The organism is Pseudacidovorax intermedius, from assembly GCF_003350475.1.
Classification (GTDB): domain Bacteria; phylum Pseudomonadota; class Gammaproteobacteria; order Burkholderiales; family Burkholderiaceae_C; genus Xenophilus; species Xenophilus intermedius.
Genome location: NZ_QQAV01000001.1, coordinates 194365 through 216548 on the forward strand (window position 1 = coordinate 194365; position 22184 = coordinate 216548).

The 22184-nt window shown below is 68.3% G+C and carries 20 protein-coding genes; 6 read left to right on the forward strand and 14 right to left on the reverse strand.

The features are described from left to right. Positions 1-63: 63 nt before the first annotated feature. The 9 genes from gmhB to rfbB all read right to left on the reverse strand — a co-directional run bounded on the left by gmhB (position 64) and on the right by rfbB (position 9732). On the reverse strand, positions 64-633 hold the full coding sequence (gene gmhB / locus DFR41_RS00880) for a D-glycero-beta-D-manno-heptose 1,7-bisphosphate 7-phosphatase (protein ID WP_114801382.1): 570 nt from the start codon (positions 631-633) through the stop codon (positions 64-66). Beyond that, a complete protein-coding gene (locus DFR41_RS00885) occupies positions 630-1343 on the reverse strand; it encodes a nucleotidyltransferase family protein (protein ID WP_114801383.1) in 714 nt (237 codons plus the stop codon). The genes gmhB and DFR41_RS00885 overlap by 4 nt, the downstream gene beginning before the upstream one ends. Next, positions 1343-1939, reverse strand: coding sequence for a D-sedoheptulose 7-phosphate isomerase (locus DFR41_RS00890; RefSeq protein ID WP_425326683.1), 597 nt, complete (start codon positions 1937-1939; stop codon positions 1343-1345). The genes DFR41_RS00885 and DFR41_RS00890 overlap by 1 nt, the downstream gene beginning before the upstream one ends. Further along, a complete protein-coding gene (locus DFR41_RS00895) occupies positions 1924-2976 on the reverse strand; it encodes a GHMP family kinase ATP-binding protein (RefSeq protein ID WP_114801385.1) in 1053 nt (350 codons plus the stop codon). The genes DFR41_RS00890 and DFR41_RS00895 overlap by 16 nt, the downstream gene beginning before the upstream one ends. Continuing rightward, complete coding sequence (locus DFR41_RS00900; RefSeq protein ID WP_280525147.1) at positions 2973-6197, reverse strand: glycosyltransferase; 3225 nt, start codon at positions 6195-6197, stop codon at positions 2973-2975. Before DFR41_RS00900 ends, DFR41_RS00895 begins: the two co-directional genes overlap by 4 nt. A 60-nt stretch (positions 6198-6257) precedes the next feature. Further along, complete coding sequence (rfbC, locus tag DFR41_RS00905) at positions 6258-6806, reverse strand: dTDP-4-dehydrorhamnose 3,5-epimerase (protein ID WP_114801386.1); 549 nt, start codon at positions 6804-6806, stop codon at positions 6258-6260. After that, positions 6803-7693, reverse strand: coding sequence for a glucose-1-phosphate thymidylyltransferase RfbA (gene rfbA, locus DFR41_RS00910; protein ID WP_017757208.1), 891 nt, complete (start codon positions 7691-7693; stop codon positions 6803-6805). The genes rfbC and rfbA overlap by 4 nt, the downstream gene beginning before the upstream one ends. Positions 7694-7768: 75 nt before the next feature. Continuing rightward, entirely contained in the window at positions 7769-8659 is an 891-nt protein-coding gene (gene rfbD / locus DFR41_RS00915) for a dTDP-4-dehydrorhamnose reductase (protein WP_114801387.1), read from the reverse strand. Beyond that, positions 8656-9732 carry a dTDP-glucose 4,6-dehydratase gene (gene rfbB / locus DFR41_RS00920; protein ID WP_114801388.1) on the reverse strand — a complete coding sequence of 359 codons (1077 nt, stop codon included), beginning with the start codon at positions 9730-9732 and terminating at the stop codon, positions 8656-8658. The genes rfbD and rfbB overlap by 4 nt, the downstream gene beginning before the upstream one ends. 236 nt (positions 9733-9968) lie before the next feature. On the opposite strand from rfbB, the gene DFR41_RS00925 reads away from it, so the two are divergent. The 3 genes from DFR41_RS00925 to DFR41_RS00935 all read left to right on the forward strand — a co-directional run bounded on the left by DFR41_RS00925 (position 9969) and on the right by DFR41_RS00935 (position 11787). Further along, positions 9969-10643, forward strand: a complete 675-nt coding sequence (locus DFR41_RS00925; RefSeq protein WP_017760977.1) for a TetR/AcrR family transcriptional regulator — start codon at positions 9969-9971, stop codon at positions 10641-10643. Positions 10644-10657: 14 nt separating this feature from the next. Next, positions 10658-11464, forward strand: a complete 807-nt coding sequence (locus DFR41_RS00930) for a tetratricopeptide repeat protein (protein ID WP_052383645.1) — start codon at positions 10658-10660, stop codon at positions 11462-11464. A gap of 62 nt (positions 11465-11526) precedes the next feature. Further along, positions 11527-11787 carry an acyl-CoA-binding protein gene (locus tag DFR41_RS00935; protein WP_017760979.1) on the forward strand — a complete coding sequence of 87 codons (261 nt, stop codon included), beginning with the start codon at positions 11527-11529 and terminating at the stop codon, positions 11785-11787. A gap of 64 nt (positions 11788-11851) precedes the next feature. Here the strand turns inward: DFR41_RS00935 and DFR41_RS00940 are convergent, their stop codons facing one another. The 4 genes from DFR41_RS00940 to argE all read right to left on the reverse strand — a co-directional run bounded on the left by DFR41_RS00940 (position 11852) and on the right by argE (position 17606). Beyond that, a complete protein-coding gene (locus DFR41_RS00940; protein ID WP_114801389.1) occupies positions 11852-12904 on the reverse strand; it encodes an aminopeptidase in 1053 nt (350 codons plus the stop codon). A gap of 104 nt (positions 12905-13008) precedes the next feature. After that, positions 13009-15081, reverse strand: a complete 2073-nt coding sequence (locus tag DFR41_RS00945) for a molybdopterin-containing oxidoreductase family protein (RefSeq protein WP_114801390.1) — start codon at positions 15079-15081, stop codon at positions 13009-13011. A gap of 78 nt (positions 15082-15159) precedes the next feature. Next, positions 15160-16413 (reverse strand): DUF445 domain-containing protein, encoded by a 1254-nt coding sequence (locus tag DFR41_RS00950; protein WP_244917611.1) that lies wholly within the window; start codon positions 16411-16413, stop codon positions 15160-15162. A gap of 11 nt (positions 16414-16424) precedes the next feature. After that, a complete protein-coding gene (gene argE, locus DFR41_RS00955) occupies positions 16425-17606 on the reverse strand; it encodes an acetylornithine deacetylase (RefSeq protein ID WP_017760193.1) in 1182 nt (393 codons plus the stop codon). A gap of 153 nt (positions 17607-17759) precedes the next feature. Here argE and DFR41_RS00960 point away from each other — a divergent pair, with 153 nt between their 5' ends. After that, positions 17760-18965, forward strand: coding sequence for a M20 aminoacylase family protein (locus tag DFR41_RS00960; protein WP_017760192.1), 1206 nt, complete (start codon positions 17760-17762; stop codon positions 18963-18965). Next, on the forward strand, positions 18965-20059 hold the full coding sequence (locus tag DFR41_RS00965) for a M14 family metallopeptidase (protein ID WP_017760191.1): 1095 nt from the start codon (positions 18965-18967) through the stop codon (positions 20057-20059). Before DFR41_RS00960 ends, DFR41_RS00965 begins: the two co-directional genes overlap by 1 nt. 69 nt (positions 20060-20128) lie before the next feature. Here the strand turns inward: DFR41_RS00965 and DFR41_RS00970 are convergent, their stop codons facing one another. Then, the gene (locus tag DFR41_RS00970; RefSeq protein WP_017760190.1) at positions 20129-20923 is read right to left on the reverse strand and encodes a type III pantothenate kinase; all 795 of its coding nucleotides are present in this window, start codon (positions 20921-20923) and stop codon (positions 20129-20131) included. A 158-nt stretch (positions 20924-21081) separates the two neighbouring features. Between DFR41_RS00970 and DFR41_RS00975 the strand changes: the two genes are divergently transcribed. Continuing rightward, entirely contained in the window at positions 21082-22056 is a 975-nt protein-coding gene (locus DFR41_RS00975; RefSeq protein ID WP_114801392.1) for a tripartite tricarboxylate transporter substrate-binding protein, read from the forward strand. Positions 22057-22184: the final 128 nt, after the last annotated feature.

The following is a 22184-nucleotide window of genomic DNA, read 5'->3' on the forward strand; positions in this document are numbered from 1 at the left end:
GCCGGTGCTCCTCTTGATCCCTCATCCCACTTTCGCGACGTCCCGCCCCTGCACTTTTCATCGTTAGCGCACCGACCCGGCCCGACCTCCGGAAGCCGGAGTCAGAGCGTCGATCACCTCCGCCAAGTCAGTGATCCTCCGCACATTTGTGCTGCGCGGCCCGACTTGTTCGCTCCCGAGCAGCAGCAATGTCCCGACACCCGCCACATCGGCCGCCTGCATGTCTGTCGCCGAGTCCCCGACCATGACAGAGGATCCAGGATCGATCCCGAGATCACGAATGGCTGCCTGGAACATTCCCGGTGCCGGCTTGCGGCAGTCGCATTGCTGGCGATAGTCACCCAGGCCATGTTCAGGATGGTGGGGGCAGAAATAGATCGCGTCGATATGCGCGCCACGGGTTTCGAACTGGGCACGCACCCAAGCCATGTAGGTGTTGAACTGCTGCTCGTCGTAGTAGCCACGTGCAATGCCCGCTTGATTGGTCACAACCACCACGAGCCAGCCGCGACGGTTGGCGGTCGCCACCAAGTCGAAGATGCCGGCAACGAAGTCTGTGGTCTCGGGCGTGTGCACGTACCCGTGATCGACGTTGATGACACCATCGCGATCAAGAAAGAGAGCAAGCCTCATGGGTGCCCAGCCAACGCCGGAATCTTGCTCTGGGCCAGCGCGTAGTCCTCCGGAACGCCAATGTCGATGAAGTCGCTGGCCATCGCGGCCACCTGAAGATGGAGCCGCGGAAGATGGGCCTCGAAGAAGTCCTGCTCGATGGAAAACTGCCTGGGGAGTTCGGCCCGCTCCAGCACCTGTCTGCGCAGCAGATAAATGCCGGCACTTATGACTCCGGGGCCTTGCCGGCCCTTGGCATGAAAGCCCACGATGCGTTGTCGATCATCCAGTTGAAGCGTCCCATACCGACTGGCATCCGGGACGGGTGCGCCGCAGAGCCATGCATCCGCTTCGGGCGTTCGATCCGCTTCATGCTGCAAACCGACCAAATCTGCAACAGCAAAAGTGTCGCCGTTCAGCACGTAGAAGCTGTCGACTCCTTTCAACGCGCGCATTGCCTGCAAGACTGCACCGCCGGTCCCGAGAGGTTCGTGCTCGACACTGTAGTGCAGCGCCGCCTCGCCGAAACGGTCCCCAAAAGCCTTCTCCACCATTTCGGCCTTGTAGCCGGTGCACAGATGGACCTCGCGAACACCCTGCGACTCGAGCGCCCCCAGCAACCACCACAAGAAGGGCTTCCCGGCGACTGGCGCCAGAGGTTTAGGCACATCGGAAACCACGCTACGCAGCCGAGTTCCGAAGCCGCCGGCCAGGATAATTGCGGGCTTCATCAGCTGGTACGGGGAAAGATCCGGGCCTCCACCAGCCCGCAGATGATGTGGCCCAGCATGGCATGGCCTTCCTGGATGCGCGGCGTCTCGGGCGACGGCACGGCGATCTCGATGTCGCACAGGTCCGGTTCCACCCAGCCGCGCTCGCCCGTGAAGCCGATCACCGTCAGGCCACCCTGCCGGGCCTGACGCATGGCGCGCAGGATGTTGGGCGACTTGCCCGAGGTCGAATAGACCCAGAGCACGTCGCCGCGCACGCCCACCGCCTGCACCTGGCGCTCGAACACCCTCTCGAAGCCGTAGTCGTTGCCCACGGAGGTCAGGATCGACGTGTCCGTCGTGAGCGCGAAGGCCGGCAGCCCGGGCCGGTCGTACATGAAGCGGCTGACGAACTCGCCGGCGATGTGCTGGGCGTCGGCCGCGCTGCCGCCGTTGCCCGCGAGCAGCAGCTTGTTGCCGCGCTGCAAGGCCTGCACGATGACCTCGACGACCTTCTCGACCCGGCTCAGCAGGGCCGTGTCTTCGCGTACGGCCCGCAGGCAGGCCAGGGTGGCGTCGATCTGCTGTTCGATGATGGATTTCAATTCTTTCTCCAGGAATGAGCGCCACGCTCGGTGAAATTGCAGGTGAAGACCTGGCCATTGAAGCGTTGCAGGCAGCGCATGACTTCAGGACGCCGCGACAGTTCTGCCACGAACATCATGAAGCCGCCGCCTCCGGCGCCGGAGACCTTGCCGGCGAGCGCCCCGGCCGCCATGGCCGCGTCATAGACCTCGTCGATGGCCGCATTGCTGATGCTGCGGGCCAGCTTCTTCTTTTCTTCCCAGCCAGTCCGCATCGACTGGGCGAAGGCCTCGAGGTTGCCGGTGAGCACGGCCTCCTTCATGGCGCGGGCCTCGGCCTTGACACGATGCATCGCCTCCAGCGGCGCGCTGTCGCGGCGGCGGATGTGGTCCGTCTGCTCCGCGATGATCGCAGCGGATTCGCGCGAAACACCGGTGTAGAAGAGCACCACCGAGGACTCCAGCTCCGCCTTGAGTTCGGCCTTCATGCGCAGCGGATTGACGATGACGCGGTCGGCGTAGAACTCCATGAAGTTCATGCCGCCGAAGGTGGCCGCGTACTGGTCCTGCTTGCCGCCGGCCATGCCCAAGTCCACGCGCTCGATGTCGTGGGCCAGGCTGGCGATGTCGTATTCGCCCAGGGGCAGGGACAGGTACTCGCAGAAGGCCTGGAGCAGCGCCACCACCATGGTGGACGAGGAGCCCAGGCCCGAGCCGGGGGGCGCTTCCGAATGGGTGATGACGTCCACGGCGAGCGGCTGGCCGCCCATGAAGTCGCGCACGACCCGGTTGTAGACGCCAACGTGCAGGTCCAGGCCCTGCTGTCGCTGGAGCACGGGCTCGGCCACACCCTGCCACACACGTCCGCTGTCGGCCGCCGTCAGGCGGACCGTGCCGTGCTCGGCCGCGCACACCGTGGCATAGGCGTACTTGTCGATGGTGACATTGAGCACCTCGCCGCCGTATTGGTCGCAGTAGGGGGAGACATCGGTGCCCCCGCCGCCCAGGCCGAGCCGCAGCGGCGCCCTGGCGCGGGCCACGACCGTGGAAGAAGGAATGATTGCCTTCATGCAAACGTCTCCTTGATCGCAGAGCGCGTGTAGTCGGTGTAGGGCCGGGCATCGATGTCCTGCACCAGGACAGCTTCCATCGCCGCGGCCGAGAAATGCGCGGCCACGTAAGCCGGGCCCGCTGCGGCGGACTGCCGCCAGGCGGCGTCGTCCCGCAGCAGGCGCAGGATCTCGTGCGCCATCTGCTGCGGCTCGTCCGCCACGCTGGCGGCATCGCCGGTGCTGCTCAGGCCCTGCACGCCGACCGAGGTGGTCACCAGGGGCACGCCGTGGTGCATGGCCTCCACGACCTTGCCCTTGATGCCGGCGCCGAAGCGCAACGGCACCACCGCCAGGCCGACGCGCGCATAGATCGCCTCGAGCTCAGCGTCGGTGACATAGCCCGTGACTTCGACACGTTCACTCGCCAGCGCCTTCACATCGGGGGAGGGATTTGAGCCGACCAGCATCAGCTGCACGTCCGGCTCGGCGGCCAGCACCAGCGGAAAAACCTGCGCCATAAACCAGACGGCGGCGTCCACGTTGGGACGGTGCGCAAAGCCGGCCACGAAGAGCAGCCGCCGCCGCTCGCGCCCTTCCAGGGGCGCCGTCGGGCGGGGCTCGAAACAGTACGGCGGCAGGGTGCGGGCCATGCCCACGCCCGGATGGGACTGGACCGCCGCCGTCTCGGTGGGCGAGGGATAGTAGATCGTACTCACCTGCAGCCAGATGCTCAGCTCCAGCTGCCGCATGCGCTCGGCCGCCTCGGCGGCCGTGGCATCCCCGCTCAGCCGCGCGCTCGCGAGCTCACGCTCGTAGTGCAGGTCGTGGCCGTAGTAGAGCCGCTTCGCCGGGCTGTATGCACACAGCGCCGGCAGGAAGGCCGCGGCGACATCCGGCCGGCTGATCAGGACATAGTCCAGGTCCCGGCCCATCTCGCGGATCCAGGCCTCGAAGCCCTGGTGATAGCGGGCACCGTAGATGACCTCCACGCCCCGTTGCTGCAACTGGGGCCCGTACACCGGATCGGGCTGCAGGTTGTGGGGCCAGAACTTCACGCGCAGCCCCATGGACAACAGGACGTCGATGAAGGCGTTCATCGAGCGCGACCCCGCATCCCGGTCCGGCTGCGGGATGTAGTGGTCGATGATGAGGATCGTCTTGCACAGATTGGCGCGGTCCTGCGCCAGCAGGGCATGCTCGCCGTTGGCGAAATGCTCGCGCTCCAGCACCTGCGCCCATCGCTGGAGGAACTTGCGCTGATTGGCCACCTGGTAGGCCTTGACCCCCGAGCCGGTGTCGGTGCCGTGGGACAGCCCCTCGTGATGGATGACGCGCGACGCGGGTTGGTAGAGGACCTTCAGGCCCCGGGCCCGAATGCGGAAGGCCAGGTCGGAATCCTCACAGTAGGCCGGCAGGTAGTACTCGTCGAAGCCGCCCAGCTCGTCGAAGAGGGTACGCTCCAGCAGGATGGAGGCGCCCGAGCAGTAGTCGACCTCCTTGACGTAGTTGTAGCGGCTGTTATCCGGGTCATCCAGCCGGCCGAGGTTCCAGGCGCTGCCGTCGCGCCAGAGGATGCCGCCGGCCTCCTGCAGGCGGCCGTCTGGATAGAGCAGCTTGGAGCCCACCATGCCGCACTTCGGGTCGCGCTCGAAGAGTTCGAGCATGGTGTCGATCCAGCCCGCCTCGACCTCGGTGTCGTTGTTGAGGAAGCAGATGTACCGGCCCCGGGCCATCTTCGCCGCCGCGTTGCAGGAGCGCAGGAAGCCGAGGTTCTGCGGATGGACGTGGAACCTCAGGCCCGGCACCTGCGCGAGCTTCAGGATGTCCTGATCGCCGGAAGCGTCCTCGACCACGAGGACCTCGATGGGCGCCTTGGGCAGGTGCTTCGCGATGGAGGCCACGCAGGCCAGCGTCATCTCGAGGTTGCCGTAGGCCGGGATGACGACCGAGACCTGTGGCTCGGACGGCGGATCAAAGCGCAATGTCGCCAACAACTCTGGCATGCGTCTTTTGCGTTGCCATGCTTGATACCGCGGGGCACCGGCAAACAGTGGCCCCCCGATGCGAAAGGCGGCGGAAACCAAGATGCTTTTGACTGACTCGGGCAGCGGCATCGCCTCGTGTGCACGATACGCAACATGCCGCAAGCGCTGCTTGATCACATGGCGGTCTGCTATGCCTCGCCCGCGAATGACATCAATGATCAGGCGCAAAGGGGCCGTCAAGCGCCAAGATGAAGAGGTGCGAAGCGCCTGAACCTCCGCTGCGAGTACGTCCGCGCGACCATCCGCGTGACGAACCCGCTGCTCCCAAATCAAGCGCTGCGTCCGCAATTCCAACTCGACCTTGGATAGCTCAGCACGAACCTGTCGTGTTCGCTCGTCGGCCTCGGCCGCGTGCTTGGCGTGCGCTGCCCTTTCGTTATCCACCCCCGACGCCCACTGCAGGACGGCTTGCTGTCGCTGATATATGTCGAACGACGGCTCGAAAAAGGCTGACGCTTCAGGACGCGGCACTTGACTGGAGCCGGACTGCGCGCAAATCGCCACGAAATACAGGGGCTCGATCCCGGAGGCCGTGCGATCCAACGCATCGCTGCCGCTCAGCGACAAGGCCTTGTAAACCGCACCGGCCTCAGATGCGTCCTGCGGGAGCAATGCCGACAAGGTCAGAAAGCGCTGGCCCATGTAGGAGACGCTGGAGAACTGCGTCCTCAGCAGCGCATCGAACTCGTCGAAGTACAGTTCCTTGACGTGATATTCGTTGACGTAGTTGCGGTCGTCCGAGTAGGTCTTCTTGTTTGGGGACGAAATGATGAGCACGCCGTCCGGCTTCAGAACACGCCGAATCTCCGCGATCATTTCCCTCTGCGTCGAAAGATGCTCAATGGTCTCGAACGAGACGACCATGTCGAAGTGGCTGCTCTCGAACGGAATGGCGTCGGCACTGCCTTGCCGGAATTTCAGGTTCGGGATATCCGCGTACGCCACATGCGCGTGCGCCACGGCATCCTCCGAAACATCGACCCCCGTGACGGAACGCGCGTGCGCGGCGAGCAGTGCCGATCCGTACCCCTCGCCGCATGCGATATCCAATACTGCCCTGCCTGCGGCGTATTGCGCTGCCCATGCGTAGCGATGCATGTGCTCGTACCGCAATTCGCCCCCTTCGGTGGGCATGTACCGCTCCCCTGTGAATTCCATCATCGCGCTCTTCTGCTTGGTCTGATTTGACTGCACCGCTTCGACGCGCAGCAGGCATCGGGCCGCGCTTCGGCTCTGGCAAAAAGGCTGGAGTCGTCAGCCAAAGACATCCGCCTGAGCCAAGTGCAAAGCTGCCGCATCCTTGGCAGACACCTTCGGTTCGCCCCCGAAGTCCGGCCATTCGATCCCGATGTCCGGATCGCTCCACAGGATGCTGCGCTCGTGCGCCGGCGCGTAGTAGTCGCTGGCCTTGTACAGGAAGTCCGCGCTGTCGCTGGTCACCACGAAGCCGTGCGCAAAGCCGGCCGGGATCCACAGTTGCCGGTGGTTGCTCTCGCTCAGCTCCACGCCCACCCACTGCCCGAAGGTCGGCGAGCTCTTGCGGATGTCCACCGCCACGTCGAACACCGCGCCGCGCGTCACGCGCACCAGCTTGCCCTGGGCCTGCTGCAACTGGTAGTGCAGCCCGCGCAGCACGCCCTTGGTCGAACGCGAATGGTTGTCCTGCACGAACTCGATGTGGCGGCCCACCGCTTCGTCGAACACGCGCTGGTTGAAGCTCTCCATGAAGAAGCCGCGCTCGTCGCCGAAGACCTTCGGCTCCAGGATCAGCACGCCGTCCAGCTTGGTCTGCGTGACATTCATCCCCGGTACTCCTCGCGCAGCAGGCGCAGCAGGTACTGGCCGTAGCCGTTCTTCTTGAGCGGTGCGGCCAGCTTCTCGACCTGGGCCGCGTCGATGAAGCCCGCCCGCCAGGCGATCTCCTCGGGGCAGGCGATCTTCAGGCCCTGGCGCTGCTCCAGCGTGGCGATGAACTGGCCGGCCTCCAGCAGGCTTTCATGCGTGCCGGTGTCCAGCCATGCATAGCCGCGCTTCATGATCTGCACGTTCAGGCTGCCCTGCTCCAGATAGGCCTGGTTGACGGCCGTGATCTCCAGCTCGCCGCGCGCGCTGGGCTTGACGGCCTTGGCGATGTCCACGACCTGCTGGTCGTAGAAGTACAGGCCGGTGACGGCGTAGCTGCTCTTGGGCTGGGCGGGCTTCTCTTCGATGCTCACCGCGCGGCCGGCCTTGTCGAACTCCACGACGCCGTAGCGCTCGGGGTCGTGCACGTGGTAGGCGAAGACGGTCGCGCCGCTGGGTTGCGCATCGGCCGCGCCCAGCAGCTGCTGCAGGTCGTGGCCGTAGAAGATGTTGTCGCCCAGCACCAGCGCGCTGGGGGCGCCGGCCAGGAACTGCTCGCCGATGATGAAGGCCTGGGCCAGCCCGTCCGGGCTGGGCTGCACGGCGTACTGCAGGTTCATGCCCCACTGGCTGCCGTCGCCCAGCAGTTGCTGGAAGCGCGGCGTGTCCTGCGGCGTGCTGATGATGAGCACGTCGCGCATGCCGCCGAGCATCAGCGTGCTCAGCGGGTAATACACCATCGGCTTGTCGTAGACCGGCAGCAGTTGCTTGCTGATGGCCAGCGTGGCCGGGTGCAGGCGCGTGCCGGAGCCTCCGGCGAGGATGATGCCTTTTCTGTTCTGGGTCATCGTTGGCTTCCTGGAAAGAGGGACGGACGGTCGATCCGCGCAGGTGGCTGCGATGGATGGGTGTTGGGCCAACCGTCAGAGTGTTTCTGCCAGCATCCGGGCCACGCCCGTCTGCCAGTGCGGCAGTTCGATGCCGAAGGTGTTGCGGATGCGGGAGGTGTCCAGCCGCGAGTTGTGGGGACGCCTGGCGGGCGTGGGGAAGGCGCTGGTGGGCACCGCCTCCACGGCATCGGGCGTGGTCTTGAGCTCGACGCCACGGCGCAGCGCCTCCTCGACCACGAAGCGCGCATAGCCGTTCCAGGTGGTCGTGCCGCCGGCCACCAGGTGGTACAGGCCCGCCTTGGCCGGATCGCGCAGCGTCTCGCGGATGGCCAGGGCCGTGACGTCGGCCAGCAGCTCGGCGCCGGTGGGGGCGCCCCACTGGTCGTCGATGACGGTCAGGCGCTCGCGCTCCTTGGCCAGGCGCAGCATGGTCTTGGGGAAGTTGCCGCCACGCGCGGCATAGACCCAGCTGGTGCGAAAGATGAGGTGCCTGGCGCAGTGGGCGGCCACGAGCTGCTCGCCTTCGAGCTTGGTGGCGCCGTACACCGACAGCGGGCCGGTGGCGTCGTCCTCGCGCCAGGGCGTCTCGCCACTGCCGTCGAAGACATAGTCGGTGGAGTAATGGACCATCAGCGCGCCGATCCTCTGCGCCGCCTGGGCCACGACGCCGGGAGCGGTGGCGTTGAGGGCGCGGGCGAAGTCGGGTTCGCTCTCGGCCTTGTCCACGGCCGTGTGGGCCGCGGCATTGACGATGACGTCGGGGCGCACGGCCTCCACCGTGGCGGCCAGCGCCTCGGGGCGGCTGAAGTCGCCGTGCAGCTCGGTGCTGTCGAAGTCCAGCGCGACCAGCTCGCCCAGCGGCGCCAGGCTGCGCTGCAGCTCCCAGCCGACCTGTCCGCCCTTGCCGAAGAGCAGGACCTTCATGCCGCCGCCTTCGGCTGCTCTCCGTACTGCTTGGCCACCCAGTCGCGGTAGCCGCCGCTTTGCACGTTGCGCACCCACTCCTGGTTGGCCAGGTACCACTCCACCGTCTTGCGGATGCCGGTGTCGAAGGTCTCGGCCGGCTTCCAGCCCAGCTCGCGCTCCAGCTTGCGTGCGTCGATGGCGTAGCGGCGGTCGTGGCCGGGGCGGTCGGTGACGTAGGTGATCTGCTCGGCGTAGGCCTTGCCGTCGGCGCGGGGCTGCAGTTCGTCGAGCAGCGCGCACACGGTCTTGACGATCTCGATGTTGGGCTTCTCGTTCCAGCCGCCCACGTTGTAGGTCTCGCCCAGCTGGCCGGCCTCCAGCACGCGGCGGATGGCGCTGCAGTGGTCCTTCACGTAGAGCCAGTCGCGCACCTGCATGCCGTCGCCGTAGACCGGTAGCGGCTTGCCGGCCAGGGCGTTGACGATCATGAGCGGGATCAGCTTCTCGGGGAAGTGGAAGGGCCCGTAGTTGTTGGAGCAGTTGGTGGTGAGCACCGGCAGGCCGTAGGTGTGGTGCCAGGCGCGCACCAGATGGTCGCTGGCGGCCTTGCTGGCCGAGTACGGGCTGTTGGGCTCGTACTTGTTCTCTTCGGTGAAGGCCGGGTCGGTGGGCGAGAGGGTGCCGTAGACCTCGTCGGTGGAGACGTGCAGGAAGCGGAAGGCCGCCTTGCGCTCGGCCGGCAGCTGGCTCCAGTAGCCGCGCACGGCTTCGAGCAGGCGGAAGGTGCCCAGCACGTTGGTCTGGATGAAGTCCTCGGGGCCGTGGATGGAGCGGTCCACATGCGACTCGGCGGCGAAGTTGACGACGGCGCGGGGCTGGTGCTGGGCCAGCAGGCGCTCGATGAGGGCGCTGTCGCCGATGTCGCCCTGCACGAAGACGTGGCGCTTGTCGCCATCGAGCGAGGCCAGGGTCTGGAGGTTGCCTGCGTAGGTCAGCTTGTCGAGGTTGACGACCGGCTCGTCGGCGCCAGCCAGCCAGTCGAGCACAAAGTTGGCGCCGATGAAGCCGGCGCCGCCTGTCACAAGGATCATGTATCTCTCGCAGGAATCGTTGGAATCGGGCACCGGGGGGGCAGTGCGCCGCGGGGGGCGATTATCCACGGGGTCCTTGGATGACCCTCTACCAAACGCTACAGAACGCATGCAAGACCGATGCACTGTGACAGTGTGTCAACGGCAGCGCGCAATGCCGCAGTGCAGCATGGTCGCCCCTGACACATGGGGTAGAGTGAACCAGCACAGAACACAAGAGACAACGGAGGCTGCCCATGACAAGGAAAGCGCCGCGCCGCACCGCCCAGCGCATCCAGGAAACCGCCCTGGCGCTGTTCAACCGCTTTGGCGAACCGAACGTCTCCACCACGCTCCTGGCCACGGAGCTGCGCATCAGCCCGGGCAACCTTTACTACCACTTTCCGGCCAAAGAAGTGCTCATCAACCGCCTGCATGAGGACTTCGAGGCTGGCCTCGACGCCTTGCTCGCCCAGGCCGCCGACGTGCGCGACCTGGCGGGCGCTTGGCGTTTCGTGCGCGAACTCTTCGAGCTGATGGGCCGTTACCGCTTCCTCTACCGGGACATGAACGACCTGCTCAGCAATAACCATCACCTGGAGACCCGACTGCGCGAGGCCCTCGCCCGCAAGGAGACGGCCATGCAGGCCATGCTCGCGGGCCTGGGCGGTGCGGGACTGTTGCGGCTGGAAGCCTCCGAGCGCGAATCCTTGGCGCGCAGCATGGTGGTGCTGGCGACCTACTGGCTCAATTACGAGTTCGTGTGCAATCCTCGCGAGGCGCTGGAGCCCTCGGCCATCTGCGACGCCATGCTGCGCGGCACCCGCCACACCCTGCAACTGGTCGTGCCGTACCTGGGTGCTGGCCAGCGTGCCGAGCTGGTCCGGCTGGCGAGTGCGCCGGCGCCCGAGGAAGACGCCCTGTCCACCTGAGAAAGCCCTTCGCCATGCCGCCTGTCCTGTGCACACCCCCGCCGCCCGATAACTGGGCCGCCGCTGACTGCCTGGGCCGCTTTCCCTTCGATGAGGCGCGGGTTCTGGCACAGTGGAAAGCATTGCATGTCGGCCAGCCTCTCCCGCCACCAACCAGCCCGGCGCTTGCAGGCGCGTGGGCGCTGTACCACGCCGGCGATTTCGCGGCGTCGGTCCAGGCCGGGCAGCGGATCGGCGGGCGTGAGGGAGCCGCGGTGGCCGACCAGGCCACCGCCATCTATGCCAACTATGTGGAGCCCGACGAGGAGCGGCGGCTGGCGTTGCTGCGCCAAGTGGGTGAGCGCGCCCTGGTGCGGCACGAGGCGAACCCGGACGACGTTCAGGCCCTGTACTGGCACGCCTATGCGCTGGGACGCCATGCGCAGGCGGTGAGCGTCGCGCGCGCCCTGGCTCAGGGGCTGGGCGGACGCCTCAAGGACACGCTGGAGCGGATCATCACGCTGCAACCCGACCATGCCGACGCGCACTTTGCGCTCGGCGCCTTCCACGCCGAGGTGATCGACAAGGTGGGCGAACTCGTGGCCCGGATGACCTACGGCGTGCGACCCGAACGGGCGATCGAACTCTTCGAGCAGGGGCTGGCACTGCATCCCTCCTCGGCCACCGGTCGCGTCGAGTACGCCCGCGCGCTGGTGGCACTGCGGGGCGATCCCGCGCTCGCCCAGGTGCAGCAGCTGTACGAAGACGCAGCCGCCATCGAGCCCATCGATGCGCGGCAGTTTCTGGACCGGGAGGTGGCGCTGGCCTGCATGGCGGATTGATGTTGGCCAGAGCCGGCGCAAACAAAAAGCGCACAATCGTGCTTTTTTCGCAAACCCCCGCCATGTCCGACCTCCAAGCCCGTTTCGAAGCCGCCGAAGCCCGGTCCAAGTTGCTGCCTTCGCGCCCCGACAACCCCACCCTGCTGAAGATCTACGGCCTCTACAAGCAGGCCACCGTCGGCGACAACACCGAGAAGAAGCCCAGCTTCAGCGACATCGTCGCGCGCGCCAAGTGGGACGCCTGGAACTCGCACAAAGGCGTCTCCGCCGATGAGGCGAAGCAGAAGTACATCGACCTGATCGACGCCCTGCACGCCGCCTGAACAGGTCGGCCCATGACCAGGCCGCTCCCCGGAGCGGCTTTTTGTTGCCCGGTCGACGGGCCGTTCAGGGGGCGGGGGCCGAATCCAGGGCCGCCACCCTGGCCTCGTGTGTCGGCAGCCGCCCGATGCGCTCGACCTCGGCATGGAAGCGCGACCAGTCCCCGTTGCAGCGTGCGAACAGCCGCTCGAACTGCGGCACCAGCTGGTCGTAGGCCGCCTGGGCCCCGAAGGTGGCATTGTTGGCCCGGGCCACCCAGGCGTCGTAGGCGCCCTGGCGGCCGTCGGCCGGCCATCCGGCCCGCAGTTGGGCGTAGTGCTCGCGGAACTCGCGCATCGCGGCCTGCTTCATCGCCTCGACCTGCGCCCAGTCCCCCGCCTTGGCGGCCGGCGAGCCATAGGCCCGTGCCAGCGCCTCGCGGGTGGAGAGCATCAGCACCTGCATCTGGCGGCGGCGCTGGTCGAAACGGGCATAGGCCTCGCGGGCCGGCGCGTCCGCCTCGTCGCGCAGCCACTGGGCGCTGCCCAGGCGCTCGACCGCCGTGGCGTAGGACTCGTTGAACACCGTATCGCCCGAGACATAGAAGCGCTGGTGCGCCAATTCGTGGAAGACGATACGTGCCAGCTCGCCGTCCGGATAGCCGATGAAGGTCGACAGCAGCGGATCGCCGCCCAGCCAGTTGAGCCAGCCCAGCGTCGAATAGGCGGGCACCGGGTAGACGGCGGCCTCCAGGCCCTCGGCCCGCTGGCGCGCCGCCTCCGCCTGGGCCTCGGCCTCGTCGTAGTAGCCGCGGTAGCCCACGCAGCCGGCCACCGGGTAGCACCAGGTCTTGAGCTGCAGCGAATAGGCGGGGGCCGCCACCACGTTCCAGACGGCGGCGGCGCGGTGCAGGTCGGCGTAGGCCGTGTAGCTGCGGTTGTCGGGCAGCGCCAGCCGGTCGCTGGCGTAGCGTCGGATGTGCTGGGCCAGCGTGAGCTTGCGGCGCAGGCCTTCGGACAGCGTGGCGTCCTGCAATACCTCGGGCACGGGGCGCGCCGCATGCAGGATGGCCAGGTGGCCCCCCACCGATTGCGCGTAGTAGCCCAGCGGCCCGCAGCCGGCGAGCAGCAGCGCCGCCATGGCCCCGCCGGTGGCCAACACCAGGCGCCGCCGCCTCGGCCGCGCCGGCGTCCCTGCAACATCGCCCGGGGTGCGCACGCCATCCGGGCCGGCGGCGGGCCCGCTCACGCCGCCACGGCCTCCACCTGCACCAGGCAGTCGTAGAAGGTGGGCCCGCGGCCCAGGTCGGTCAGGCGCTGGCTGGTCAGCTCGTTGACGTTGGTGCCGTCCACACCCAGCTTGCGCCACCAGATGCCCAGGCCGTTGACCACGCCGGGCCGGGCGCGGCGCGAGACCTCGGCGCGGCAGCGGTGCTCGCCGCGCGCGTTGAACACCCGCACCATGGCGCCGTCGGCGATGCCGCGCGCCGCCGCGTCGTCGGCATGGATCTCCACCAGCGGCTCGCCTTCCATGGACCGCAGGCTGGTCACGTTCACGAACGTCGAGTTGAGGAAGTTGCGCGCCGGCGGCGAGATCATGGCCAGCGGATAGACGGCCGAGCTGCCCGCGGGCTCGTAGTTGGGCAGGTGGTCCGGCAGCCCGTCCAGGCCCTGCGCGGCCAGCCGGGCGCTGAAGAACTCGCACTTGCCCGAGGGCGTGGGAAAGCCGCCCTCGGCAAAGGGCGCCTCGGGCAGCGGCAGGGTGGCGAAACCGTCGCGCTCCAGCGCGGCCCAGTCGATGGCCTCGGGGCGGAAGGCCTGGCGGCAAAGCGTCTCGTCGTCGTCGGCGAAGCAGGGCTCGGTGAAGCCCATGCGCCGCGCCAGTTCGCGGAACACCCAGGCATTGCTGCGCGCCTGGCCGCGCGGCGCCACGGCCGGGCGGTTGAGCATCACGTCGGTGTGGCCGTAGCTGAAGTGGATGTCCCAGTGCTCCAGCTGCGTGGTGGCGGGCAGCAGGTAGTCGGCGTAATCGGCGGTGTCGGTCTGGAACTGCTCCAGCACCACGGTGAACAGGTCCTCGCGTGCGAAGCCGGCGGCCACCTTGGCCGATTCGGGGGCCACCGCCACCGGGTTGCTGTTGTAGACCACCACGGCCTTCACCGCGGGGCCGCCGGCCAGGACCGTGGCGCCGCCGGTCAGCACGTCGCCGATGCTGCTCATGTTGAGCGTGCGCGGCTGGCGACCCGCGAGCAGGTCGGGCCGGTGCAGCGTGGCGCGGTCTGCCGGAAACTGGCCCGAGGCGCTGAGCAACAGGCCGCCTGCCCGATGCCGCCAGGCGCCCACCAGCGCCGGCAGGCAGGCCACGGCGCGCGCCGCATTGCCGCCGCCGCGCACGCGCTGCATGCCGTAGTTGAGGCGGATGGCCGCAGGCTTCGTGGTGCCGTAATCGCGCGCCAGGGCCTCGATCTGCGCGGCAGGCACGCCGCACACGGCGGCGGCGCGGGCGGGCGGCCATTGCAGGGCGCGCTCGCGCAGCTGTTCCCAGCCCAGCGTGTGACGGGCGATGTAGTCGTGGTCCAGCCAGTCGTGCACGATCAACTCGTGCATCAGCGCCAGGGCCAGGGCGCCGTCGGTGCCCGGCAGCAGGGCGATGTGCTCGTCGCACTTGTCGGCCGTCTCGGTGCGGCGCGGATCGATGCACACCAGCCGCGCGCCGGCCCGCTTGGCGGCCTGGGCATGACGCCAGAAATGCAGGTTGCTGGCGATGGCGTTGCTGCCCCAGATCAAGATCAGCTTCGACTCGGCGAAGTGCTCGATGCGCATGCCCACCTTGCCGCCCAGCGTGTAGCCCAGCGCTTCGCCACCGGCGGTGGAACAGATGGTGCGGTCCAGCAGCGAGGCGCCCAGCTTGTGGAAGAAGCGCCGGTCCATCGATTCGCCCTGCACCAGGCCCATGGTGCCGGCGTAGCTGTAGGGGAGGATGGCCTGCGGCTCATCGGCGGCGATGGTCTTCAGGCGGGCGGCGATGTGGTCCAGCGCCTCGTCCCAGCTCACCGGCTCGAAGCGGCCCTCGCCCTTGCGGCCGACGCGGCGCAGCGGCTGGGTCAGCCGCTCGGGATGCGCATTGCGCTCCAGGTAGCGCGACACCTTGGTGCACAGCACGCCGCCGGTGTGGCGGTGCGCCGGGTTGCCCTGCAGCTTGATGGCGACGCCGTCCTGCACCGTCGTGACCAGGCCGCAGGTGTCGGGGCAGTCGTGCGGGCAGGCGCCGAGGACGGTGTGCGTGTCGGGGGTGGGCATGGCGGCAGTCATGGTCATCGCGGAGGCGTCGGTGGCGCGGGGCACGTGGAAGGGCGAGTCTAGGAGTGCGTGGCGCACCGCGCCATCGCGTTTTGTTCATCTCAGCATCAAGGTCAGCGCATGAATGGCCACGCCGACCAGCCCGCCCACCACCGTGCCGTTGATGCGGATGAACTGCAGGTCGCGGCCCACGTGCTGCTCCAGTTCGGCCACGAGCTCGTCGGTGTCCCAGGCCGCCACGCGCTCTTCAATGTAGCGGCGGATGTCCTCGCGCCAGCGTTCGATGACGGCGGGTGCCGCCTGTTCCAGTTGTTCGTTGAGCCAGGCGCGCATGGCGGCATCGGACGCTAGCCGCTCGCCCAGCGAAGCCGCCAGGCGGGCGATGCGCTGGCCGATGGCCGAATCGGGCCGCGCGAGGTCGGCCTGCAGCCAGTCGCGCAGCTGCTGCCACAGGCCGTCGAGGTAGTTCCGCAGGCCATCGTGGGCCAGCAACTCGTCGCGCAGCCGTTCGCCGCGGGCGACGAAGGCCGGGTCCTGCTGCAGGCGCTGGACGAAGCCTTGCATGTAGGTGTCGAAGCGCTGGCGCAGCGGATGGGCCGGGTCGGCCGCCGTCTCGCCCAGCGCCCGCGCAATGCTGGCCACCAGCTTGCGCGTGGCCAGGCGCGCCGCGACCTGGTCCAGGCCGACGTAGCGCAGGGCCTTGACCTCCTGCGCGATGGATTCGGTGAGCTGGTCCTGCAGCGCCTCGTCGTCGAGCCACTGCGCGGCATGGCCGAGTACCGCGTCGAGCATGGCCTGGTGGCGGCCTTCGGCCGTCAGTGTCTCCAGCACCTGGCCGGCGGTGCGCGAGAAGTCCAGCTGCCGCAGGCCCGCCGCCGCGGCGCGGCCGAGGAAGTCGCGCAACCGCTGGTCGTCGACGGCCTCCATCACCTGGCCGGCAGCTGCCACGCCGAGGCGGCCCAGCCGTTCGGCCTGCGCGGGGCGCGACAGCCACGCCGCGAGACGCCCAGCCGCATCGAAGGCGCGCAGCTTGGCCAGCACCTGCGCCGTGCCCAGGAAGTTGTCGCAGAAGAAGCGCGCCAGGTTGGCGCCCAGCCGCGCCTTGCTGCGCGGCAGGATGGCCGTGTGCGGAATCGGCAGACCCAGCGGATGGCGGAACAGCGCCACCACCGCGAACCAGTCGGCGATGGCGCCCACCATGGCCGCCTCGGCGAAGGCCGCCAGCCAGCCCCAGCCGGCGTGGCCGCCGCGCCCTTCCTGCCAGGTGGCCAGCGCATACAGCAGCGCGGCGCCGACCAGCAGCGCCAGCGCCATCCGCTTCATCGGGCCGGGGCCCGTCGCCGCCGCCATGGAAAAAGGCGTCAGCCGATCTCGGCGCTGTCGGCCAGGCCGTGCATGAAGGCCTCGCAGCGCGCCAACTGCGCGAGCGTCACGTACTCGTCGGGTTGGTGCGCCTGCTGGATGCTGCCGGGGCCGCACACCACGGTGGGAATGCCCGCGTTCTTGAACAGACCCGCCTCGGTGCCGAAGGCGACCAGCGTGGTGCCCGCTTCGCCGGCCAGACGCTGCGCCAGACGGGTGACCGGGTCATCCCGTCCGCCGAGGAAGGACGGGATCTCGCAGATGGTCTCGAAGCGGAAGCCCGCATCGGGCGCCACGCGCTGCATGCCGGGCTCCAGGCCGCGCGCATAGTCGACCACCTGCTGCTGCATGGCGCGTGCATCGGCCGTGGGCAGGTCGCGGAATTCATAGCGGAACTCGGCGTCGCGCGGCACCACGTTGTCGGCGATGCCGCCGTGGAACTGGCCCACGCTGGCGGTGGAAAAGGGCACGTCGAAGCCGTCGTAGCGCGGCTCCTCACGCTCGAAGGCTTCGGCCATGTCGCGCACCTTGCCTACCACCCGCGCCGCCATCTCGATGGCATTGACAGAATGCGGCGTGAGGGAGGAATGCGCCTCCTTGCCGCGCACGCAGCAGCGGTAGCGCCACACGCCCTTGTGCGCGATGGCAGGCACCATGGACGTGGGCTCGCCCACGATGCAGGCAAGAGGCCTGACGCCAGCGTCGCGCATGTCGGCGATGAGTTCGCGCACGCCAAAGCAGCCGATCTCCTCCTCGTAGCTGAAGGCGAAGTGCACCGCGAAGGGCGCGTTGCCGGCCAGGATGCGCTCGGCATTGGCCAATGCGATGGCGATGAAGCTCTTCATGTCGGCCGAACCGCGGCCGAAGAGCGACAGCCCCTCGGGACCGTCTTGCACGATGGCGGAGAGCGGATCGACCGTCCAGGCCTGGCCCTCCCACGGCACGGTGTCGGTGTGGCCCGAGACGATCACGCCGGCCGGCTTGCCCTCGCCCAGCGTGGCGAACAGGTTGGCCTTGGTGCGTTCGGCGTTCCAGGTCAGCCGGCTCTTCACGCCCAGGCTGGCCAGGTGATCGCGCGCGAACCCGATCAGTTCGAGGTTGCTGCGGTCGCTGATGGTGTTCATGCGCACCAGCGCCTGGGCGAAGGCCAGCGCGCGGTCGGAAAGCGGGAGTTGGCTCATGGGGCCGGATTGTGGCCGCGCCGCCTTGTCCCCATCCCGCCCTGCGGCAAGGCCGGACGGCGGGCTTGCCCCTGCCGCGGGCATCCGTATTGCTTGCACCGGCATCCCGGGCGTGTCAGCCTGCGCCGGCCCGCCCCCACTAGACTGCCTTCCATGAAGCTCATCGACTCGATCGTCACCCAGGCGGCCGGGATCGCCGCCATCCGCCGCGACCTGCATGCCCATCCCGAACTGGCCTACGAGGAAGTGCGCACCGCCGATGTCGTGGCGGCCCGCCTCACCGAATGGGGCATTCCCATCCACCGCGGGCTGGGCACCACCGGCGTGGTCGGCATCGTCAAGAACGGCAGCAGCGACCGCGCCGTGGGCCTGCGCGCCGACATGGACGCCCTGCCCATCAACGAACTGAACACCTTCGACCACGCCAGCAAGCATGCCAACAAGATGCACGCCTGCGGTCACGACGGCCACACCGCCATGCTGCTGGCCGCGGCCCAGCATCTGGCGAAGAACCGCAACTTCGACGGCACGGTCTACCTGATCTTCCAGCCGGCGGAAGAAGGCGGCGGCGGCGCCAAGCGCATGATCGACGACGGCCTGTTCGAGAAATTCCCGATGGAGGCCGTGTTCGGCATGCACAACTGGCCCGGCATGGCGGCCGGCCAGTTCGCCGTCAGCCCCGGGCCGGTCATGGCCTCGGGCAACAAGTTCTACGTCACCGTGCGCGGCAAGGGCGGACATGCCGCCCTGCCCCACACCACGGTGGACCCAGTCCCCATCGCCTGCGAGATGGTGCAGGCCTTCCAGACCATCCTGACGCGCAAGATGAAGCCGCTGGATTCGGCCGTCATCTCGGTCACCACGGTGCATGCGGGCGACACCAACAACGTCATCCCCAACGACTGCGAGCTGACCGGCACGGTGCGCACCTTCTCGGTGGAGGTGCTGGACATGATCGAGGCGCGCATGCGCAAGATCGCCGAGCACATCTGCGCCGCGCACGATGCCGAGTGCGACTTCGAGTTCGTTCGGTACTACCCGCCCACCATCAACACCGCGCCCGAGGCCGACTTCGCCAGGCAAGTGATGGCCGGCGTGGTGGGCGAGGCCAACGTGCTGCGTCAGGAGCCGGCCATGACCTCCGAGGACTTCGCCTTCATGCTGCAGGCCAAGCCCGGTGCGTACGCCTTCATCGGCAACGGCGATGGCAGCCACCGCCCTCATCTGCATGGCGAGGGGCCCTGCGTGCTGCACAACGCCAGCTACGACTTCAACGACGATCTGATCCCGCTGGGCGCCAGCGTGTGGGTGAAGCTGGCCGAGGAGTTCCTGGCCCAGCCCGCGCCGGCGCAGAAGTGATGGACGCCGCGCAGGCCTTCTCGCCCAGCTATGCGCTGGCGCGGCAGAAATTCCTGGCGGCCTGCGTGGCGGCCGGCATCCCGGTCGAGACCCATCCTCTGCCCCTGCCCGGCGCCGACGGAGAGGCGTTGGCCATGGACGTGGCGCGCGATGGGCCGGCCGATGCCGAGCGGGTGCTGATCGTGACCAGCGCCTGCCATGGCGTGGAAGGCCACTGCGGCAGCGGCGTGCAGGTGCACGCGCTGCACGACGCAGCCTGGCGCAAGGCGGCGCGCGAGGCCGGCCTAGCCGTGGTCTACATCCACGCGCTCAATCCGCATGGCTTCTCGCATGGCCGGCGGGTCACGCAGGAGAACGTGGACCTCAACCGCAACTTCCAGGATTTCTCGGCGCCGCTGCCCGTCAACAAGCCCTATGCCAAGCTGCACGAACTGCTGCTGCCGCCGCAGTGGCCACCGTCGCCGCGCGACCAGGAGGCACTGGAGCACTGGATCGCCAAGCATGGCATGGGCGAGTTCCAGACTGCGGTCACGCAGGGCCAGTACGCCTTCGCCGGTGGCATGTTCTTCGGCGGAAAGGCGCCCACCTGGAGCCAGCGCACGCTGCGGCAGGTGCTGCGCCAACATGCCGGCCGCGCCAGGCGCCTGGCGTGGATCGACCTGCACACCGGGCTGGGACCGAGCGGCCTGGGCGAGCGCATCTTCGCGGGCCGCAATGACCCCGCCGCCTACGCCCGCGCCAGCGCCTGGTGGGGTGGGGACGGCGCGACGCCGGTCACCTCCATCTACGACGGCAGCTCGGCCTCGGCGCTGCTCACCGGCTTGATGTGGAACTCGGTCTACGAGGAATGCCCGCAGTCCGAGTTCACCGGCATCGCCATGGAATACGGCACCGAGCCGCTGATGGAAGTGCTCACGGCCATGCGCGGGGACCACTGGCTGCACCTGCACCCCGAGGCTGCCCCGGAACTGGCGCAGGCGATCCGCCAGCGCATGCGGACGGCCTTCTATACCGACACCGATGCGTGGAAGCGGCGCATCGTCGAGCAGGCGCGCGAGGCGCTGTTCCAGGCGGTCGGCGGCCTGTGCGGCTGAGTTGACCCACCCGTTGGCGGGTCAACGCCCGCACGCGTGGAAAACTGTCGGCGACGGGAGGCCGGCGGCTCAGCCCGCGATGCGCGCGGCGCGGTCCCCGGCAATGACCAGCAGGCCGTCCATGATGAGCGACTCCACCAGCTCGAACTCCACCGACATCGACGGCGCCATCTTCCAGCCCGCACCGCCCGTCATGTAGCAGGCCGGCTCGGCGCCACAGTGGCGGCGCACGTGCTGCACCATGCGCTCGACCGCGCCGGCGATGGCATAGGTGCCGCCGCTGGTCAGCGCATCGCTGGTGTTGGTCGGAAACTCGCGCACTTCGCCCGTGGGCACATGCAGGCCGGCGGTGCCGGACTCCAGTGCCCGCAGCATGATGCCGTGGCCCGGCAGGATCAGGCCACCGAGGAACCGGCCTTCGGCATCGATGGCCTCGACCGTGACCGCGGTGCCCACCATCACGACGACCATCGGCCGCGGCAGGCCGTCGGCCACCTGCGCCAGCATGCGATGGCGGGCGCCGATCATGGCCACCCAGCGGTCCGCACCCAGACGCGTCGGATGGTCGTAGCCGTTGACCATGCCGCACTCGGCCGCGCTCGACACGACCCAGCGTGGCTCGAAGTCGAAGCTCTCCTCCACCTGCTCCTCGGTGCGGCGGCGCACCGCGTCGCCCGCGACCACGCAGCCGATCATGGCTTCGGGCCGCAGGGGCAGCGAGGCCCAGGGCCCTTCGGACAGGCGGTCGATGTGGTCCAGGAACTCGGCCCCCGAGGCCAGCGGCACGCTGCCTGGCTGGGCCTGGGCATAGAGCGCCCACTTGAGCCGCGTGTTGCCGATGTCGAGTGCGAGAAGGGAAGGCATGGGGCGGGATTATTGCCCCGCCGCCTGACCGCGCCCCGGCTGGCGCCGGATCAGAAGGACCGCACTGCAGCCGTCCTACTAGGGAAATCCGGAATTTCCCGGACAAGTCCGGTCCCTACCATTCAGGTCCTTTTCACCCTCTGTCGGAGCAGTTTCGAATGAAGAAGACCATCGCCCTGGCCGCCCTTGCCGCCCTCACCTTCGGCGCGCAGGCTGCCGACTTCCCCGATGGCAAGACCATCACCTTCGTGGTGCCCTTCGCGGCCGGCGGCCCGACCGACAAGGTGGCCCGCGACCTGGCCGAGGCCATGCAGAAGGCCCTGGGCGCCACCATCGTGGTGGACAACACCGCCGGCGCCGGCAGCACCATCGGCAATGCCAAGGTGGCCCGCGCCAAGAACGACGGCTACACCCTGCTGGTCACCCACGTCGGCATGGCCACCACGCCGGTGCTCTACCGCAAGCTCAGCTACAACTACGAAACCGACTTCGAGTACCTGGGCATGATCAACGACGTGCCCATGACGCTGATCGGCAAGCCCCAGCTCGAAGCCAACAACTTCAAGGAACTGCAGACCTGGATCGCCGCCCACAAGGGCAAGGTCAACCTGGGCAACGCCGGCATCGGCTCGGCCTCGCACCTGTGCGGCCTGCTGTTCCAGAGCGCGCTCAAGGCCGAGATGACCACCGTGCCCTACAAGGGCACGGCGCCGGCCATCGCCGACCTGATGGGCGGCCAGATCGACCTGCTGTGCGACCAGACCACCAACACCACCGGGCAGATCGAGGCCAAGAAGGTCAAGGCCTATGGCGTGACCACGCTCAAGCGCGTGAACACCCCGGCGCTGAAGGACATTCCGACGCTGGACGAGCAGGGCCTGAAGAACTTCCAGGTCACCATCTGGCACGGCCTGTACGCGCCCAAGGGCACGCCCGCCCCGGTGCTCAAGAAGCTCAACGACGCGCTCAAGACCGCGCTGAAGGACCCGGACTTCATCCGTCGCGAGGAAGCGCTGGGCGCCGTGGTGGTGAGCGACAAGCGCAGCGACCCGGCCGAGCACAAGAAGTTTGTGCAGTCCGAAGTCGCCCGCTTCGGCCCCGTGATCAAGGAAGCCGGCGTCTACGCCGACTGATCACAGGCCCGCACCAACGACAAGGCCCGCCAGCGATGGCGGGCCTTTTTCGTCATGGCGCATCGACGCTCCGCCGGGCCGCAGGATGTGCCCCCTCCTCCGGAGGGGGTGGCGGAGCGCGAACCGCG

Coding starts and splice junctions, on each gene's coding strand:
- rfbA (WP_017757208.1), bottom strand. CDS start 7,693: ATGACCCAGAACAGAAAAGGCATCATCCTCGCCGGAGGCTCCGGCACG.
- rfbD (WP_114801387.1), bottom strand. CDS start 8,659: ATGAAGGTCCTGCTCTTCGGCAAGGGCGGACAGGTCGGCTGGGAGCTG.
- DFR41_RS00970 (WP_017760190.1), bottom strand. CDS start 20,923: ATGCCTTCCCTTCTCGCACTCGACATCGGCAACACGCGGCTCAAGTGG.
- DFR41_RS00885 (WP_114801383.1), bottom strand. CDS start 1,343: ATGAAGCCCGCAATTATCCTGGCCGGCGGCTTCGGAACTCGGCTGCGT.
- gmhB (WP_114801382.1), bottom strand. CDS start 633: ATGAGGCTTGCTCTCTTTCTTGATCGCGATGGTGTCATCAACGTCGAT.
- rfbB (WP_114801388.1), bottom strand. CDS start 9,732: ATGATCCTTGTGACAGGCGGCGCCGGCTTCATCGGCGCCAACTTTGTG.
- argE (WP_017760193.1), bottom strand. CDS start 17,606: ATGAGCCAACTCCCGCTTTCCGACCGCGCGCTGGCCTTCGCCCAGGCG.
- DFR41_RS00895 (WP_114801385.1), bottom strand. CDS start 2,976: ATGAAGGCAATCATTCCTTCTTCCACGGTCGTGGCCCGCGCCAGGGCG.
- DFR41_RS00960 (WP_017760192.1), top strand. CDS start 17,760: ATGAAGCTCATCGACTCGATCGTCACCCAGGCGGCCGGGATCGCCGCC.
- DFR41_RS00965 (WP_017760191.1), top strand. CDS start 18,965: ATGGACGCCGCGCAGGCCTTCTCGCCCAGCTATGCGCTGGCGCGGCAG.
- rfbC (WP_114801386.1), bottom strand. CDS start 6,806: ATGAATGTCACGCAGACCAAGCTGGACGGCGTGCTGATCCTGGAGCCG.
- DFR41_RS00930 (WP_052383645.1), top strand. CDS start 10,658: ATGCCGCCTGTCCTGTGCACACCCCCGCCGCCCGATAACTGGGCCGCC.
- DFR41_RS00940 (WP_114801389.1), bottom strand. CDS start 12,904: ATGGCGGCGCTGCTGCTCGCCGGCTGCGGGCCGCTGGGCTACTACGCG.
- DFR41_RS00935 (WP_017760979.1), top strand. CDS start 11,527: ATGTCCGACCTCCAAGCCCGTTTCGAAGCCGCCGAAGCCCGGTCCAAG.
- DFR41_RS00950 (WP_244917611.1), bottom strand. CDS start 16,413: ATGGCGGCGGCGACGGGCCCCGGCCCGATGAAGCGGATGGCGCTGGCG.
- DFR41_RS00945 (WP_114801390.1), bottom strand. CDS start 15,081: ATGACCATGACTGCCGCCATGCCCACCCCCGACACGCACACCGTCCTC.
- DFR41_RS00925 (WP_017760977.1), top strand. CDS start 9,969: ATGACAAGGAAAGCGCCGCGCCGCACCGCCCAGCGCATCCAGGAAACC.
- DFR41_RS00975 (WP_114801392.1), top strand. CDS start 21,082: ATGAAGAAGACCATCGCCCTGGCCGCCCTTGCCGCCCTCACCTTCGGC.